Here is a 14,732-nt window from a genome sequence, read left to right on the forward strand (position 1 = left end):
GTGTTGGCTGTTCGGTATTCCTCTCCCACCCCCTTGTGGATGCGCCGAGGAGCGGAGGTCCAGACGGATCAGGGCAAAAACTTGTTTGAGCCGCAGGCGAGTTGTTTTTGACCCCGGCTGGACCGAGCACCACAGGTTGCCCCGGAGCGAAGCGCAGGGGACGCAGAAACCAGGGTCGCCTTTTCTTTGCTTACTTTCTTTTGGCGAAGCAAAAGAAAGTGAGTTGCATGCCGGGCAACCCCCGGCCAGCAGCTCCTAGACGAAAGCGCCCAGTCGGAACACAAACTGGCCTCAAGGAACCGCTATCAATTCAATAGCTGCTGGCGCACGATCTTATTGGCCTCACGGCACTTCTTATGCCGAAAACAAGGCTTGCGAAGCTTCCCAAACGCGCCAGAAAGAGGTTTTCGGCATCCTAAATTGAAAATGGGCCCGTTCCAGGCCCATTTCAAGAGATATTTAGGCCTCTAACCCAATAAGAACAAGCGCGAGTAGCTATTGAATTGATAGCGCTATTGAGGGCGGCCGCTCAACCCACGGCAGAAAGCTCTCCATCACCCCTTCATCAACGCCTCAATCTCATCCCCATCCACCGGCACCCCCCGCGTCATCAACTCACACCCCTTGGCCGTCACCAGCGCATCGTCTTCAATCCGGATGCCGATGTTCCAGAACTCCTTGGGCACGTTCTTGCCGGGGCGCACATAAATACCGGGTTCGATGGTCAGCACCATGCCGGGCCGCAGGATGCGTGAGGGCTTGCGCATCACGGTCTGGCCCAGGGCGTCTTTTTCTTCGCGCGGCTTGGTGCCGGGCTCGGTGTAGTCGCCGCAGTCATGCACGTCCATGCCCATCCAGTGGCCAGTGCGGTGCATGTAGAACTGGCGGTAGGCGCCGGATTCGAGCACGTCGTCGACCTTGCCATGCTTCTTTTTGTCGAGCAGGCCGGTGTCCAGCATGCCTTCCACCAGTACACGTGTCGCCGCATCGTGCGGGTCTAAAAAGCGTTTGCCGGGTTTTGTCACCCTCACCGCGGCGTCCTGCGCGGCCAGCACGATGTCGTACAGCGTGCGCTGGGCCGGCGTGAATTTGCCGTCGGCCGGGAAAGTGCGGGTGATGTCGCTGGCGTAGCCGTCGAGCTCGCAGCCGGCGTCGATCAGGCACAGCTGGCCGGGCTTCAGCTCGGTGTCGCCGGCGCGGTAATGCAGGATGCAGGCGTTGGCCCCGGCCGCGACGATGCTGCCGTAGGCCGGAAATTGCGAACCATGGCGGCGGAACTCGTGCAGCAGTTCGGCTTCGAGGTGGTATTCACGCAGGCCGCCTTTCACACCGTTGCGCAGCATGGCGGCCGAGGTCTGCATGGCGCGCACGTGGGCGCCGGCTGAAATCTTGCCGGCGCGCTTAAGGATCGCGACTTCATGGCTGTCTTTGACCAGCCGCATTTCGTCGAGCGGCTTGCACAAATCGTGCTGGCTTTGCGGGCATTCGGCGCCGTAGCGCACGCGGGCGCGTACTTTGTTGAGCCAGCTGTCCACCTGCGTTTCGAGGCCTTTGTGCGTGGCAAACGGAAACCACACCGCGCTCTGGTTGGCCAGCAGCTGCGGCATTTTTTCTTCCAGTGCTTCCACGCTGAAGGCAGCATCCACACCCAGTGCCGCCGGCGCGGCCTTGGGGCCCAAACGAATGCCGTCCCAGATCTCACGCTCCAGGTCCTTGGGCCGGCAAAACAGCGTGGTCTTGCCGCTGGCCTCAATCACCAGCCAGCTGTCGGGTTCGCTGAAGCCGGTCAGGTAATAAAAGTAGCTGTCGTGGCGATAGGGGAAGTCGCTGTCGCGGTTACGCGGGTATTCGGGCGCGGTGGGCAGCAGTGCGATGCCGCCGCCGGCCGCCTTCAGGGCGCGGGCAATGGCAGTGCGGCGTTTTTCGTAGATTGTGGTGGTGCTCATGTGCGTTCCGCTTTAGTGCTTCAGGTCGTGATGGTGGTTTGGTTCAGCTCATCCAGCCGCGCCGGTGTGCCAACGTCGGTCCAGGCGCCTTCATACAGCTCGGCGCTCACGGCCTGATTGTCCATCGCCGTACGCAAAAGCGGTGCCAGTGGGGCTTTCAGGCCCTGCGGGTTGCCGAAGGGCAGGCTGTCGAACAATTCGCGCCGGTACAGGCCGATGGTGCTGTAGGTGAATTTGGGCTGCGGGCTGTCCTTGGGCAGGTTCAGCGCCAGGCCGTCCGGGCCCAGGCCAAAGTCGCCTTTCGGGTTGTGTGCGGGGTTGGGCACAAGCCAGAGGTGGGCCAGCTTGCTGCCAGCGGCAAACCGTGTGACGGCGGCCTGGGTGAACTCAAAGCCGGGCACAAACACATCGCCCGCCAGTACCCAGAAAATGTCACCCAGTAGCGGCAGCGCACGCGCAATGCCCCCGGCGGTTTCCAGGGCACCGCCAAAATCCACGCCTTCGTGTGAGTATGAAATTGATAGCTGCTTGCGCCCGTCCTGATTGGGCTGCAGCCCGAAATGACTTGAAGAAAGTGTCGAAAAATGGGCCGGCACCTGCTCACCCAGCCAGGCCGTGTTGATGACCAGGCCGGTAAAACCACCGCGCACCAGCGCAGCAACCTGCCAGTCAATCAGCGGCTTGCCGCGCACCGGCAGCAGGGGCTTGGGCGTGGTGTCGGTCAGCGGGCGCATGCGCTCGCCGCGGCCGGCGGCCATGATCATGGCCCTGGTGGGTGTGCCAGTCATTGCGTGTCGCCCCGGTCCAGCGACCGCTGCTCGGTCCATTCGGGGTTAAAGCGGCGCACCAGCGCATCCATCAGCCCGCGCGCCCGGGCGGAATGGTCGCCGCCGAAGTTGCACACATACACATCCAGCGTCACGGCTTTCTGCTCGGGCCAGGTGTGCACGCACACATGCGACTCGGCCAGCAGCACGGTGGCCGTGATGCCCCCGGGGCCATGCACGGTGTCGGGAAAAGTGTGAAACAGCTGGTTAACGGCCTGCAGGCCGGCCGCCTGCACAGCCTGCACGCACCAGTCGCCCAGTCGGGTAGCGTCGGTCAGCCAGGCCGGGTCGCAGCGGCATTTGTAAAGGTCGGCGGTCAGGTGAAGGCCTTGCATGCCCCGACTTTAGTGCATGGCGGGGTGCCGCCCGGCCAAATCGGGGCCAAACCCCCGCCAAACCGGTGGGGAGGGCCCAAACGGTAAAATACCGGGTTACCCCTGATCTTTTCCCCTCCCGGAGCTGCCTACATGGCCAATACGCAAATGATGGCGAATGCGATACGCGCACTCGCAATGGACGCCGTTCAACAAGCCAATTCCGGACATCCCGGCGCCCCCATGGGCATGGCCGACATGGCAGTCGCCCTCTGGGGCAGCCACCTCAAGCACAGCCCGCACAACCCCAACTGGTTCGATCGCGACCGTTTTGTGCTGTCCAACGGCCACGGCTCCATGCTGATTTATGCCGTGCTGCACCTCACTGGCTACAAACTGCCCATCGGCGAGCTCAAGAACTTCCGCCAGCTCCACAGCAAAACCCCCGGCCACCCTGAATATGGCTACACCCCCGGCGTGGAAACCACCACCGGCCCGCTGGGCCAGGGCCTGACCAATGCGGTCGGCATGGCGCTGGCTGAAAAGCTGCTCGCCAAAGAGTTCAACCGCGAAGGCCACACCGTCGTCGACCACAACACCTATGTGTTCATGGGCGACGGCTGCCTGATGGAGGGCATCAGCCACGAAGCCGCCGCGCTCGCCGGCGCCTGGAAGCTCAACAAGCTGGTCGCGCTGTATGACGACAACGGCATTTCCATCGACGGCCAGGTCGCGCCCTGGTTCATCGACAACACCGCTGTGCGCTTTGCCGCTTACGGCTGGAACGTCATCGGCCCCATCGACGGCCATGACGCCGAGCTGGTGGCCAACTCCATCGAAGGCGCCAAAAAATCGAACGACAAGCCCACGCTGATCATCTGCAAGACGCACATCGGCAAAGGCTCGCCGAACCGCGCCAACACCGCCAAGGCCCACGGCGAGCCGCTGGGCGCCGAAGAAATCAAACTCACGCGCGAAGCCCTCAACTGGCCCTACGCGCCGTTTGAAGTGCCGAAGGAAACCTACGACGCCTGGGACGCCAAGGCCAAGGGCCTGTCTCTTGAGACCGCCTGGGACGCGAAATTCGCCGCCTACAAGGCCGCGCACCCTGCGCTCGCCGCCGAGCTGGCACGCCGCATGAAGGGCGACCTGCCCAAGAGCTTCTCGCAACTGGCTGTCGACACTGTCATCGGCGCACACACCAAGGCCGAGACCGTGGCCTCGCGCAAGGCTTCGCAGCTCGCACTCGAAGCCTTCACAGCCGGCCTGCCAGAGTTGCTGGGCGGCTCGGCCGACCTGACCGGCTCCAACCTCACCAACACCAAGTCCACGCCCAACCTGCGTTTTGACATGAACGGCGAAGTTGTTCTGACGGCCAATGCCGAAGGCGTGAGCGCCGGCGGGCGCCATATCAACTACGGCGTGCGCGAATTCGGCATGGCTGCCATCATGAACGGCATTGCGCTGCACGGTGGCTTCATTCCCTACGGCGGCACCTTCCTGACCTTCAGCGACTACAGCCGCAACGCCATCCGCATGGCCGCGCTGATGAAGATCCGCGTCATACATGTCTTCACGCACGACTCTATCGGCCTTGGCGAAGACGGCCCGACGCACCAGTCCATTGAGCACGCGGCCAGCCTGCGCCTCATTCCCAACCTCGACGTCTGGCGCCCGGGCGACACGGCCGAAACCGCCGTCGCATGGGCCGTCGCGCTCGAAAACAAGAACAAGCCCACTGCGTTGCTGCTCAGCCGCCAGAACCTGCCTTACGCACCGAAGAACGACCTCGGTGAAATCAGCAAAGGCGCTTATGTGCTGGCCGAGCCTGCCGAAGTGGGCCTGAACAAAAAGGCCCAGGCCGTGATCATCGCCACTGGCTCTGAAGTGCAACTCGCGCTGAAAGCGCAAGAGCTGCTGGCCGCCCACAAGATCGCCGTGCGCGTGGTCTCCATGCCCAGCAACACGACCTTCGACAAACAAAAGACCGCCTACAAATCCGAAGTGCTGCCTGAAGGTATCCCCCGCATCGCGGTGGAAATGGGCGTGACCGACGGCTGGTGGAAATACGGCTGCGCCGCCGTGGTCGGCATCGACAGCTACGGCGAGTCGGCACCCGCACCGGTGCTGTTCAAGCACTTCGGCTTCACCGCCGAGAACGTGGCCGACACTGTTCGCAAGGTATTGCGCAAGTAAGCGCGCCCGGCCTTGCCCGATTCAAAGATTTCAACTTCCAGGAGCAACAGCAGATGACTATCAAACTTGGTATCAATGGTTTTGGCCGTATCGGCCGCAACGTGTTTCGCTCGGCAATCAAAAGCTTCAGCGATATTGAAATCGTCGGCATCAACGATTTGCTCGAGCCCGACTACCTGGCTTACATGCTGAAGTACGACTCGGTGCACGGCCGCTTCGAAGGTGACGTGTCCGTCGAAGGCAACACGCTGATCGTCAACGGCAAAAAGATCCGCCTCACGCAAGAGCGCGACCCCGCCAACCTCAAATGGGGCGACATTGGCGCCACCGTGGTGCTGGAGTCCACGGGCCTTTTCCTCGACAAGGCCTCCGGCGAGAAGCACCTGGCTGCCGGCGCGAAGAAGGTCATCTTCTCTGCACCGTCCAAAGACGACACCCCGATGTTCGTCTTCGGCGTCAACGACAAGACCTACAAGGGCGAGGCGATCATCTCCAACGCAAGCTGCACCACCAACTGCCTGGCGCCAATCGCCAAGGTGCTGAACGACAAGTGGGGCATCAAGCGCGGCCTGATGACCACCGTGCACGCGGCCACTGCCACCCAGAAAACCGTAGACGGCCCGTCGAACAAGGATTGGCGCGGCGGCCGCGGCATCCTGGAAAACATCATTCCTTCCAGCACCGGCGCCGCCAAGGCTGTGGGCGTGGTGATCCCCGAGCTCAACAAGAAGCTGACGGGCATGTCCTTCCGCGTGCCAACGTCCGACGTGTCGGTGGTGGACCTGACCTGCGAGCTGAACAAGGAAGCCACGCTCAAAGAAATCTGCGCCGAAATGAAAGCACAGAGCGAAGGCGCACTCAAGGGCATCCTGGGTTACACCGAAGACAAGGTCGTTGCCACGGACTTCCGCGGCGATGCACGCACTTCGATCTTCGACGCTGACGCCAGCATCGCGCTCGACGGCACCTTCATCAAGGTCGTCGCCTGGTACGACAACGAATGGGGTTACTCCAACAAGTGCCTGGAGATGGTCCGCGTGGTGGCGAAGTAATTCACTTCGACATCGCCAATAAGAAAGCGCCTTCGGGCGCTTTTTTTGTCTTGACGCAATACTTCGGCCGCCCATCACCCGGAAAGGTTAATGTCGATGCCCCTGACGCTCAAAAAACTCAACGAACAAGCGGTGAGTGTTCATCTGGACAGCGGCGAGCTGGTGGGCCAGCTCAAACTGATTGGCGGCGTATGGAAGTTCAAGGCCGTTGGCTATACCGCTGAGGGCCATGTGGTGCCTGGCGGTGGCCCGCTGACGGAGCGCCACAACATGACCTTCGCCACGCTGGACGAGGCGGCGATCAACACAGGTTTGATGCCTGTCTGAGTGGCCGGTCAACCCGCTGAACCCGGTTAACCCGGCAGGGTCAGGCCGGGCCGTTCATCGTCCCAGGCCATGGCGCTCATCTTCCAGCCGTCAGGCGTTTTGACAAACTGTGTCGAGATCATGCCGCGCGCCTCGAACGCCTCGCCGTTCATCGTGCCGGCCTTGCCGTAAGCGCTGTAGCGGTGCGCGATGTTGCCGAAGATCTGCGTGGTTTCCGACAGCTCCCATTCCCTGAAGCGCGTCAGCGCGCCGCTGTCCACCAGGGCCTGCCGTGGCGCAATGAATTCGCGCACGCTGGAAACCTCCGGCGCGGCCCCCGTGTTCTTGATCAGGAGGCCTGCGTCGATGAAGAGCGCATGAATGTCACCGTAGGGCGGCGCGCTGCCCGGTTCAAACGAGACGGCGCGAAAGAACGCCTGTGCCAGCGCATCCAGTTCATTTTTGACCGCCTGGGGGTTGGGCTCCCGGTTCATGGCGTCTCCTTGTTGTGTTGGCGGGAGTGTAGGCGTCTGCTGCAGCTAGCCTTGGATGAAATGCGCGAAACCCGCTATTCCCAGAGGGTACTGCAGGGCGGCTGACCGGCGATGCCGGACTTATGCGACAAGTCTTTCGCAGCGATGAAGAACAAGCGCCAGCAGCTATCAAAAATATAGCAACGTGCGCTTGCCGGGCATCAGCCGCCCGCCGGCCGCTCTTCGCGTCCGCCGGGGTGCCGCGCGAAGCGTGCCGGCTCACGCCCATGCACGGGCGCATCATCGCCAAACGACCAGCCGCCGAACTGGGTGCGCTGGTAGTCCGCCATGGTTTGCGCTATTTCGGCTTGCGTGTTCATGACAAACGGGCCGTACTGCACCACCGGCTCACCAATGGGATTGCCTTGCAGCATCAGGAATTCGGCCTCCTCTGCGCCGTTGATGATCTCTGCGTCCATGCCGGCCCGCAGCTCGATGGCGCTGTCCACACTCACCGCCTGGCCGCCCAGCGTCGCCGACTGTCCCTTGAAAAAATAGAGCTGGCGTCGGGTGCCTTCGCCCGTTGCGGCGGGCAGCGTCCAGCGCGCACCGGGTGCCATGCGAATCGTCCAGATCGCCACGTCGGCCTCGGCTTGCGAAGCCCACGAATCCGGCGGCGGCGCCAGCGGCGCGGCCGCTGTGTTCTGAATGCGGCCGGCAATCACGGCCACTTCGGTGCTTCGCCCTTCGGCATCCTTGATGTCCAGGCGTGGAATGTCCTGCGACCAGAACATGGTGAAGTGCGGCTCGCTCATCTTGCCGGCCGCCGGCAGGTTCAGCCAGATCTGGAACAGCTCCAGTGGATTGGGATTTTGCGGGTCCAGCAACGGGAACATCTCGGAATGGACCACGCCCTTGCCGGCCGTCAGCCACTGCACATCGCCGCGGCCAAAGCGCGCCGTCGCGCCCAGGGAATCGGAATGGTCGATCAGGCCCTTGCGCACGATGGTCACGGTTTCAAAGCCGCGGTGCGGGTGCGCGGGAAAGCCCGGCACCGTGCTGCCGTGGTACATGTTCCAGCCGTCCTTGCGGGCAAAGTCCTGGCCGATGTTGCGCCCCGCGAGTGAGGCATCCGGGCCCATCTGCGCATTGCCGCGGGGGTAGGCGTCGTCGTGGTACACGCAAAAGAGGAACGGGTCGAGCGTTGCCCACGGAAAGCCGAGCGGCTTGACCTGGAGGACGGGATGAGTGGTGGAACTTGCGGCGAGGTCGGCAGGCATGAAGAGGCCTTTCTGGCGTGAAACTTTCAAAGAACGCATATGAGGTTGGCCGCTGTCCTTTCAAGCTGCGCCCCCAGCCCATCCGGCGGATCTGGCCCTGGAAATTTAAGGGAAATATGCCTGTAGCCCTTATGTGGCGGGCGCAAGCAGCTATAAAGTCAATAGCATATGCAGGGCGCTCGCCAGCCGCCAGCCCCTTCCTCAGGCCTTCAGTTTCCAGCCCGTACGGAAGATCCACCACACCGCGCCGAGGCACAGCCCCAGAAAGCCCATGATGGCCGCCACGCTGATGCCTACGTTGACATCGGCCACGCCGTAAAAACTCCAGCGGAATCCGCTGATCAGGTAGACCACCGGATTGAACAGGGCGATCTTCTGCCACAGCGGCGGCAACATGTTGATCGAATAAAACGCGCCACCGAGGAAAGTCAGCGGCGTCACCACCATCAGCGGCACAATCTGCAGCTTCTGGAAGTTGTCGGCCCACAGCCCGATGATGAAACCGAACAGGCTGAAGGTCAGCGCGGTCAGCAGCAGAAAGCACAGCATCCAGAAAGGGTGCGCGATCTCATAAGGCACGAACAGGCGCGCCGTTGCCAGGATCAGGAGGCCCAGCATGACGGATTTGCTCGCCGCGGCGCCCACATAACCCATCACCACCTCCATTGATGACACCGGCGCCGACAGCAGCTCGTAAATTGTCCCTGACCATTTCGGCATGTAGATGCCGAAGGCGGCGTTCGAGATGCTCTCGTTGAGCAGCGACAGCATGACGAGGCCGGGGATGATGAAGGCACCGTAGCGGATGCCGTCGATGTCACCCATGCGTGAACCGATGGCCGCGCCGAAGACCACGAAGTACAGCGAGGTCGATATCACCGGCGAGGCGATGGACTGCATCAGTGTGCGGAAGGTGCGCGCCATTTCAAAGCGATAAATAGCGCGGATGGCGTGCCAGTTCATGCGGCCTCCTTCTGGGCGGTCGGTTTGTCGGCATGCACCAGGCTCACGAAGATGTCTTCGAGCGAACTCTCGCTTGAATGCAGGTCCTTGAAGTCAATGCCGAGTTCGGCCAGCTGCTTGAGCAATGCCGCAATACCCGTCTCCTCGGTCTGAGTGTCGAAGGTGTAGACCAGGGTGTGGCCCTCTTTCGTCAGTTCAAGCGGCAGCCCTGCCAGCGCCTGCGGAATGCTTTGCAACGGCGTTTGCAGTTGCAGGCTCAATTGTTTTTTGCCCAGCTTGCGCATCAGCACCGTCTTGTCTTCGACAAGAATCAGCTCGCCCTTGTTGATGACGCCAATGCGGTCGGCCATCTCTTCGGCTTCCTCAATGTAGTGTGTGGTCAGGATGATGGTGACGCCGCTGTCACGCAGCTCCCGCACCATTTGCCACATGCCCTTGCGCAGCTCGACGTCGACGCCTGCGCTGGGCTCATCGAGGAACAGGATGGTGGGTTCGTGCGACAACGCCTTGGCAATCAAAACCCGGCGCTTCATGCCGCCGGAGAGCGCCATGATCTTGCTGTCCTTCTTGTCCCACAGCGAAAGGTCGCGCAGCACTTTCTCAATGTAGGCTGGGTTGGGCGGCTTGCCGAACAGGCCCCGGCTGAAGCTCACGGTGGACCAGACGGTTTCGAAGGCGTCGGTCGAAAGCTCCTGGGGCACCAGCCCGATTTTGGCGCGAGCGGCGCGGTAATCCCGAACGACGTCATGTCCATCGGCCGTCACGCTGCCCGAGCTGGGATTGACAATGCCGCAGACGATGCTGATCAAGGTGGTCTTGCCTGCGCCGTTGGGGCCGAGCAGGGCGAAAATCTCGCCGCGCTGGATATCCAGGTCCACCGACTTGAGCGCATGAAAGCCCGAAGCGTAAGTTTTGCTGAGTTTCTGAAGGGAAATAATGGGTTGCACGCGGCATCCTGATAAGAAAGCGGCGCCAGAATGTGACGCCAGAATAGACCCGAATCATTCTATAGAGCAAGGCTGAAAAAGCCGGGACCAGGGTTTTCAAGGCGGCGTGCTCAGCCCCCCTGGTTTTTTCTCAGCGTCGGCAAGCCGACACCGGCAGACTCAAAGCCACCATCCACCGCCAGCACCTGGCCATTGACATAGCTGGCTGCCGGGCTGCACAAAAAGCCCACGGCCGATGCGATTTCTTCCACGGTGCCGTAGCGCCCCAGCGGAATCACGTCGTGGTAGTCAGAGCGGATCGCCACGCTGTGAACCAGCTTGGCCATTTCCGTGTCCACCGGCCCGGGCGCGATCACATTGGCCCGGATGCCGACGGTGCCCAGCTCAACCGCCTGCTGTTTGGTCAGCTGGATGAGCGCGGCCTTGCTGGTGCCGTACGCCACGCGAAGCGTGCTTGCGCGCAAGCCCGAGATCGACGCGATGTTGACAATGCTGCCGCCGCCCGTGCGCTTCATGATGGGCACGCAAGCCTGGCTGCACAAAAACGCGCCGTCCAGGTTGACGCCCAAAACCCGGCGCCATTCTTCAAAGGTTGTCTCACCGATAGGCTTGAACACCGCAATGCCTGCGTTGTTGACCAGCGCATCGATACGGCCAAAGCGGGCGTCCACCTTCTCCATGGCCGACTGCACTTGCGCCGGGTCGGCCACGTCGCAGTGCACTGCCAGTACGCGGCCTGCATCTTGAATGGCGGCAGCGGCGGGGAGTAGCGTGTCGCTGTCGATATCCAGAAGTGCCACACGGTAACCATTGGCCAGAAACCATTGCCCGATGGCAAGGCCAATGCCGCGTGCACCCCCTGTTACGACGGCCACGGGGCTGGTTGAAGAAGTTGCAGTCATGGATGTCCTTGCCTTGTTGTCTGGTGTGAATGAAGAATGGGCTTTGGCAGTGGTCGCGGCTTTAGCGAAAGTTCAGCTCGAAGTTTGCACTACTGGACGTGGTTGCGCGCGTTGGCGATGCTGCTGCCGATTTGGGACACGTTGTCGTGGGCCCGTCCTACAGCATGGGCGCTTGCCAATGGGTACCTTGAGCACTCATCCTGTTGTCTGCATCAGAAATGATTCTTTCAAGAGGGCCAGGCATACGGTAGCCGTTAGCGGTTTTCGAATGTGTGACCTTCGGCAAAAGCGTTGTGGCTGGTATCGGTTTCATGCACATGATCCGTAAAAAAAACAGTTCACGGTCAAGGCAGGAACGAACTGTTGACGCACCTTGGTGCGAATTTTCCCAGAGGATCACTATGACAATGAAACACGCATTACTTTTATCCACACTGATCGCAACGTTGGGCCTTGTTGCCTGTGAGCGGACGGTTGTCGCGCCGCCTGCGGCAGTTGTCACCGTGCCGGGACCCGCAGGTCCTGCGGGCGCCACGGGTGCCACCGGCACTGACGGCGCCAAGGGAGCCACGGGCGCTGGCGTTGGTATTCCCGGCCCGACCGGCGCTACCGGTGCGACTGGAGCGACGGGCTCTACCGGCTATGAAGGCGCAACCGGTGCTACCGGCGCGACTGGCGACACCGGAAAGACCGGCAGAACCGGTGCCACGGGCGATACGGTCGTGATCGTTCCCGCGCCTGCTCGCTAAGGTTCTTTCGCATGGGCCGGCGAACGCGTGAGCGCTCGCCGGCTTTTTTGTTTTCAGCGGCGGGTACAAGGTGCCTAACCGTGCCGTCATTCGGGAAAGGGCTCACGCCAGGCCGGAAGCTGATTGAGCCGGTCGTGCCAGCGCCGGATTTCCGGGAAATTGTTCAGCGGCAAGTGAGCCTTTTCGGCATACGGCAGGGTGATGGCCACAGCAAAGTCGGCCACCGTCAGTGCGTCGCCGACGAGGTATTCGCGCCCCTTCAGGTGCGCTTCGAGCACGCCTGCGTAGCGCTCGAAGGTCGGCGTCACCCTCTCGATCTCGGCCGGATTTGCTTCGCGCTGCAGGAAACGCGGCTTGATGATGTGCTCGAAATAAAACGTTCCGGCGGCCGGCGCGAACTCGGTGGCATCCCACATCAGCCAGCGCATCACCTCGGTCTGGCGTTGGTCGCGTGGCCACAGGTCGGAACCGGCTTTCTCCGCCAGGTGGCACATGATGGCATTCGACTCCCACAAGGTCGTGGTGCCGTCCACCAGCACTGGCACCTTGGCATTCGGGTTCATCGCGCGGAACAGTGGTGTGAGGTGCTCACCTTTTTCCAGCGCGACGTAAATGAACTCCACCGACAGTTTCAAGTACCTGGCGACGGCGCAGGTTTTTCGCGGGTTCAGCGTGTCCGAGTAATAGAGCTTCATGCTATGCCCACCGTCAAGGCATGGGCAGCGGCTTGATCACCATCCACGACACGCCGAAGCGGTCTTCCACCATACCGAAAGACGAAGCGTAAAAAGTCTTCATCATCGGCATCTCTACCTTGCCGCCGTCGCTCAGTGCCTTGAACAGGCGTTGCGCTTCGGCGTCGCTGGCCGCAGTCAACGAGAGCGAGAAGCCCTTGAATTCCGGCTTGCCGTTGCCCATGCCGTCAGAGGCCATCACTTCCGTTTCCCCGATCCTGAAGCTGGCGTGCATGATGTTCTCACCCGGGATGGCACCGCCGTCCGGCCCGCAGCCTTCGGTCATGGGTTCCGGGTTCTCCTTGAAGCGCATCATCATCTTCACTTCGGCGCCAAGCGCCTTGCGGTAAAACTCGATGGCCTCTTCGCAGCGGCCGTTAAAAAAGAGGTAAGACTGGATCAGCATGATGGATTCCTTCGTGGGTTGATAAGGTTGGGGGATTTTTCAGGCCCTGTCATAGGCTTCCTGGAGGTCCTTGATATTGATCTTGCGCATCTTCAGCATGGCGCTCATGGCGGCGCCGGCCTTGGCCGGGTTCTTGTCGCCCAGCATGTCGCCGAGCGCGGTGGGGATGATCTGCCACGACAGGCCGAATTTGTCCTGGACCCAGCCGCACTGGTTGGGTGCCCCGCCCGCCGAGAGCTTGTCCCAGAGCTCGTCCACCTCTTCCTGCGTCTTGCAGTCCACGAACAGCGAAATCGCCGGTGTGAAGCTGAAGTGCGGGCCGCCGTTGAGTGCCATGAATTCCTGGCCTTCGAGCTGAAAACTGCCGGTCATGACCGAACCCTCCGGGCCCGGGCCTTCCTTGCCGTAGCGCCTGAGCATGGTGATCTTCGAGTTCTTGAAGATCGAAACATAAAAATTCATGGCTTCCTCGGCCTGGTCGTTGAACCACAGGAAGGGGGTGATTTTCTGCATGGTCTGGTTCCTTGAAAGAAGAGCGTTTAAAGAATCGTTAAAGGCTTGCAGGCCTTGTGCGGTGGCCAAATCAGCAGTATTGTGTACACCGTCCACAAAAGAATAGCAAAGATAATGAACACTGTCCACATAAATAAGTAACAAGCCATGTCGACCGCGCTTCCCTCCCAGCCAGTCCCGCCGCCCCGCAGCACTTACCGCCACGGCGACCTGCGGCGTGCCCTGCTGGAAGCCGGGGTGGAATTGGCCCGCGCCGGCGGGCCCGAGGCCGTGGTGCTGCGCGAAGCCACGCGCCGCGCGGGCGTTGCGCCTAATGCGGCCTACCGCCATTTCGAAAACCGCCAGGCCTTGCTGTATGCGGTTCGTTCAGCCGCGCTGGCGGCCGTGGCCCGCGCGATGGAAGCCGAACTGGCTGCGCTGCCCCGGGGTTTGCCGCCAGCCGAATTCGCCCGCGCCAACGTGCGCGCCGTCGGCGCTGGCTATTTGCGTTTTGCGCAGGCAGAGAGCGGGTTGTTCCGCACGGCCTTCGGACCCTCGGATGATTTGAAAGAAAGAGCCCAGGGGGCGCCGGCGGACACCGAGCGAAAAGGGGAAAGCGGCCTGGACCCCTTCGAGCTGCTGGGCGCCGCGCTCGACAAACTTGTGGGCGCCGGCGTGCTGCCACCCGAGCGCCGCCCCGGGGCTGAGTTCCTCGCCTGGTCGGCAGTGCACGGCCTGGCCATGCTGGTGATCGACGGCCCGCTGGGCCCCCTCATCGGCCCGCAGATGCAGCAGATCGGCGAGCGCCTGCTGGACATGGTTGAAAAGGGCCTGTGCGGGGACTAAGGGGAGTTGACACCCATTGATTGAATTTGCCCAAGGCTTGGCCGGTGCATTGATGACAAAAGCCCGCCGGAGGCGGGCTTTGCGTATCAGCTAGTTACGCCAGCTCCTGGCGCTCAGAAGTTGTGCTGAATGCCCACGCCGTAAACACGGATCACGTCATTGGCAACCCGGTTGTTCGGGTCCGTGCGGTCATAAAAGCCGTACAGCGAAGTGCGGTTGCTCATCTTGTAGGAGTAGCCCGCCTGGAAGCGCTTGAGCTTGCCCGCAGGGTCGCTCTGCACATCCTTGCGGATGTAGTT

At 61.7% G+C, this 14,732-nt stretch carries 16 protein-coding genes and 1 pseudogene; 5 read left to right on the top strand and 12 right to left on the bottom strand.

Annotation, left to right across the window (positions count from 1 at the left end; genetic code table 11):
* Positions 1-554 precede the first annotated feature (554 nt).
* Genes AC1D11_RS22070 through speD form a run of 3 tightly spaced genes read right to left on the bottom strand, consistent with a single transcriptional unit; the run spans position 555 to position 3,108 of the window.
* Positions 555-1,946, bottom strand: coding sequence for an aminopeptidase P N-terminal domain-containing protein (locus AC1D11_RS22070; protein ID WP_477649503.1), 1,392 nt, complete (start codon positions 1,944-1,946; stop codon positions 555-557).
* Positions 1,947-1,966: 20 nt separating this feature from the next.
* A complete protein-coding gene (locus AC1D11_RS22075; RefSeq protein ID WP_477649502.1) occupies positions 1,967-2,734 on the bottom strand; it encodes a nucleotidyltransferase family protein in 768 nt (255 codons plus the stop codon).
* Positions 2,731-3,108: an adenosylmethionine decarboxylase gene (gene speD, locus AC1D11_RS22080; protein WP_477651193.1), complete on the bottom strand. Its 378-nt coding sequence runs from the start codon at positions 3,106-3,108 to the stop codon at positions 2,731-2,733. Before speD ends, AC1D11_RS22075 begins: the two co-directional genes overlap by 4 nt.
* 132 nt (positions 3,109-3,240) lie before the next feature.
* Between speD and tkt the strand changes: the two genes are divergently transcribed.
* The 3 genes from tkt to AC1D11_RS22095 all read left to right on the top strand — a co-directional run bounded on the left by tkt (position 3,241) and on the right by AC1D11_RS22095 (position 6,662).
* Complete coding sequence (tkt, locus tag AC1D11_RS22085; protein ID WP_477649500.1) at positions 3,241-5,283, top strand: transketolase; 2,043 nt, start codon at positions 3,241-3,243, stop codon at positions 5,281-5,283.
* A 53-nt stretch (positions 5,284-5,336) separates the two neighbouring features.
* Positions 5,337-6,335: a type I glyceraldehyde-3-phosphate dehydrogenase gene (gene gap / locus AC1D11_RS22090; RefSeq protein WP_477649499.1), complete on the top strand. Its 999-nt coding sequence runs from the start codon at positions 5,337-5,339 to the stop codon at positions 6,333-6,335.
* Positions 6,336-6,425: 90 nt separating this feature from the next.
* Entirely contained in the window at positions 6,426-6,662 is a 237-nt protein-coding gene (locus AC1D11_RS22095; RefSeq protein WP_477649498.1) for a hypothetical protein, read from the top strand.
* A 26-nt stretch (positions 6,663-6,688) separates the two neighbouring features.
* Here the strand turns inward: AC1D11_RS22095 and AC1D11_RS22100 are convergent, their stop codons facing one another.
* The 5 genes from AC1D11_RS22100 to AC1D11_RS22120 form a co-directional block, all read right to left on the bottom strand.
* A complete protein-coding gene (locus AC1D11_RS22100) occupies positions 6,689-7,135 on the bottom strand; it encodes a hypothetical protein (protein WP_477649497.1) in 447 nt (148 codons plus the stop codon).
* A gap of 200 nt (positions 7,136-7,335) precedes the next feature.
* A complete protein-coding gene (locus tag AC1D11_RS22105; RefSeq protein WP_477649496.1) occupies positions 7,336-8,394 on the bottom strand; it encodes a pirin family protein in 1,059 nt (352 codons plus the stop codon).
* A 201-nt stretch (positions 8,395-8,595) separates the two neighbouring features.
* Positions 8,596-9,357, bottom strand: a complete 762-nt coding sequence (locus AC1D11_RS22110; protein WP_477649495.1) for an ABC transporter permease — start codon at positions 9,355-9,357, stop codon at positions 8,596-8,598.
* Positions 9,354-10,304 (bottom strand): ABC transporter ATP-binding protein, encoded by a 951-nt coding sequence (locus AC1D11_RS22115; RefSeq protein WP_477649494.1) that lies wholly within the window; start codon positions 10,302-10,304, stop codon positions 9,354-9,356. The genes AC1D11_RS22110 and AC1D11_RS22115 overlap by 4 nt, the downstream gene beginning before the upstream one ends.
* 110 nt (positions 10,305-10,414) lie before the next feature.
* Complete coding sequence (locus AC1D11_RS22120; RefSeq protein WP_477649493.1) at positions 10,415-11,206, bottom strand: SDR family NAD(P)-dependent oxidoreductase; 792 nt, start codon at positions 11,204-11,206, stop codon at positions 10,415-10,417.
* Between the two features lie 407 nt (positions 11,207-11,613).
* On the opposite strand from AC1D11_RS22120, the gene AC1D11_RS22125 reads away from it, so the two are divergent.
* On the top strand, positions 11,614-11,955 hold the full coding sequence (locus tag AC1D11_RS22125; protein ID WP_477651194.1) for a collagen-like protein: 342 nt from the start codon (positions 11,614-11,616) through the stop codon (positions 11,953-11,955).
* A gap of 86 nt (positions 11,956-12,041) precedes the next feature.
* Here AC1D11_RS22125 and AC1D11_RS22130 read toward each other — a convergent pair whose 3' ends face one another.
* Genes AC1D11_RS22130 through AC1D11_RS22140 form a run of 3 tightly spaced genes read right to left on the bottom strand, consistent with a single transcriptional unit; the run spans position 12,042 to position 13,608 of the window.
* Entirely contained in the window at positions 12,042-12,650 is a 609-nt protein-coding gene (locus tag AC1D11_RS22130) for a glutathione S-transferase family protein (protein ID WP_477649491.1), read from the bottom strand.
* Positions 12,651-12,663: 13 nt separating this feature from the next.
* A complete protein-coding gene (locus tag AC1D11_RS22135; RefSeq protein ID WP_477649490.1) occupies positions 12,664-13,095 on the bottom strand; it encodes a VOC family protein in 432 nt (143 codons plus the stop codon).
* Positions 13,096-13,134: 39 nt separating this feature from the next.
* Complete coding sequence (locus AC1D11_RS22140; RefSeq protein ID WP_477649489.1) at positions 13,135-13,608, bottom strand: VOC family protein; 474 nt, start codon at positions 13,606-13,608, stop codon at positions 13,135-13,137.
* A 147-nt stretch (positions 13,609-13,755) separates the two neighbouring features.
* On the opposite strand from AC1D11_RS22140, the gene AC1D11_RS22145 reads away from it, so the two are divergent.
* Positions 13,756-14,433: a TetR/AcrR family transcriptional regulator gene (locus tag AC1D11_RS22145; protein WP_477649488.1), complete on the top strand. Its 678-nt coding sequence runs from the start codon at positions 13,756-13,758 to the stop codon at positions 14,431-14,433.
* Between the two features lie 113 nt (positions 14,434-14,546).
* Here AC1D11_RS22145 and AC1D11_RS22150 read toward each other — a convergent pair.
* Positions 14,547-14,732: pseudogene (locus AC1D11_RS22150) on the bottom strand (porin); the annotation flags it as partial.

The organism is Polaromonas sp. P1_E11 (assembly GCF_056405995.1).

What these genes read in the sequence shown, in the direction of transcription:
- AC1D11_RS22140 (WP_477649489.1), bottom strand. Translation starts at nt 13,608, where the DNA reads ATGCAGAAAATCACCCCCTTCCTGTGGTTCAACGACCAGGCCGAGGAA.
- AC1D11_RS22105 (WP_477649496.1), bottom strand. Translation starts at nt 8,394, where the DNA reads ATGCCTGCCGACCTCGCCGCAAGTTCCACCACTCATCCCGTCCTCCAG.
- AC1D11_RS22120 (WP_477649493.1), bottom strand. Translation starts at nt 11,206, where the DNA reads ATGACTGCAACTTCTTCAACCAGCCCCGTGGCCGTCGTAACAGGGGGT.
- AC1D11_RS22145 (WP_477649488.1), top strand. Translation starts at nt 13,756, where the DNA reads ATGTCGACCGCGCTTCCCTCCCAGCCAGTCCCGCCGCCCCGCAGCACT.
- AC1D11_RS22125 (WP_477651194.1), top strand. Translation starts at nt 11,614, where the DNA reads ATGAAACACGCATTACTTTTATCCACACTGATCGCAACGTTGGGCCTT.
- AC1D11_RS22075 (WP_477649502.1), bottom strand. Translation starts at nt 2,734, where the DNA reads ATGACTGGCACACCCACCAGGGCCATGATCATGGCCGCCGGCCGCGGC.
- gap (WP_477649499.1), top strand. Translation starts at nt 5,337, where the DNA reads ATGACTATCAAACTTGGTATCAATGGTTTTGGCCGTATCGGCCGCAAC.
- AC1D11_RS22130 (WP_477649491.1), bottom strand. Translation starts at nt 12,650, where the DNA reads ATGAAGCTCTATTACTCGGACACGCTGAACCCGCGAAAAACCTGCGCC.
- speD (WP_477651193.1), bottom strand. Translation starts at nt 3,108, where the DNA reads ATGCAAGGCCTTCACCTGACCGCCGACCTTTACAAATGCCGCTGCGAC.
- AC1D11_RS22095 (WP_477649498.1), top strand. Translation starts at nt 6,426, where the DNA reads ATGTCGATGCCCCTGACGCTCAAAAAACTCAACGAACAAGCGGTGAGT.
- AC1D11_RS22135 (WP_477649490.1), bottom strand. Translation starts at nt 13,095, where the DNA reads ATGCTGATCCAGTCTTACCTCTTTTTTAACGGCCGCTGCGAAGAGGCC.
- AC1D11_RS22070 (WP_477649503.1), bottom strand. Translation starts at nt 1,946, where the DNA reads ATGAGCACCACCACAATCTACGAAAAACGCCGCACTGCCATTGCCCGC.
- tkt (WP_477649500.1), top strand. Translation starts at nt 3,241, where the DNA reads ATGGCCAATACGCAAATGATGGCGAATGCGATACGCGCACTCGCAATG.
- AC1D11_RS22100 (WP_477649497.1), bottom strand. Translation starts at nt 7,135, where the DNA reads ATGAACCGGGAGCCCAACCCCCAGGCGGTCAAAAATGAACTGGATGCG.
- AC1D11_RS22110 (WP_477649495.1), bottom strand. Translation starts at nt 9,357, where the DNA reads ATGAACTGGCACGCCATCCGCGCTATTTATCGCTTTGAAATGGCGCGC.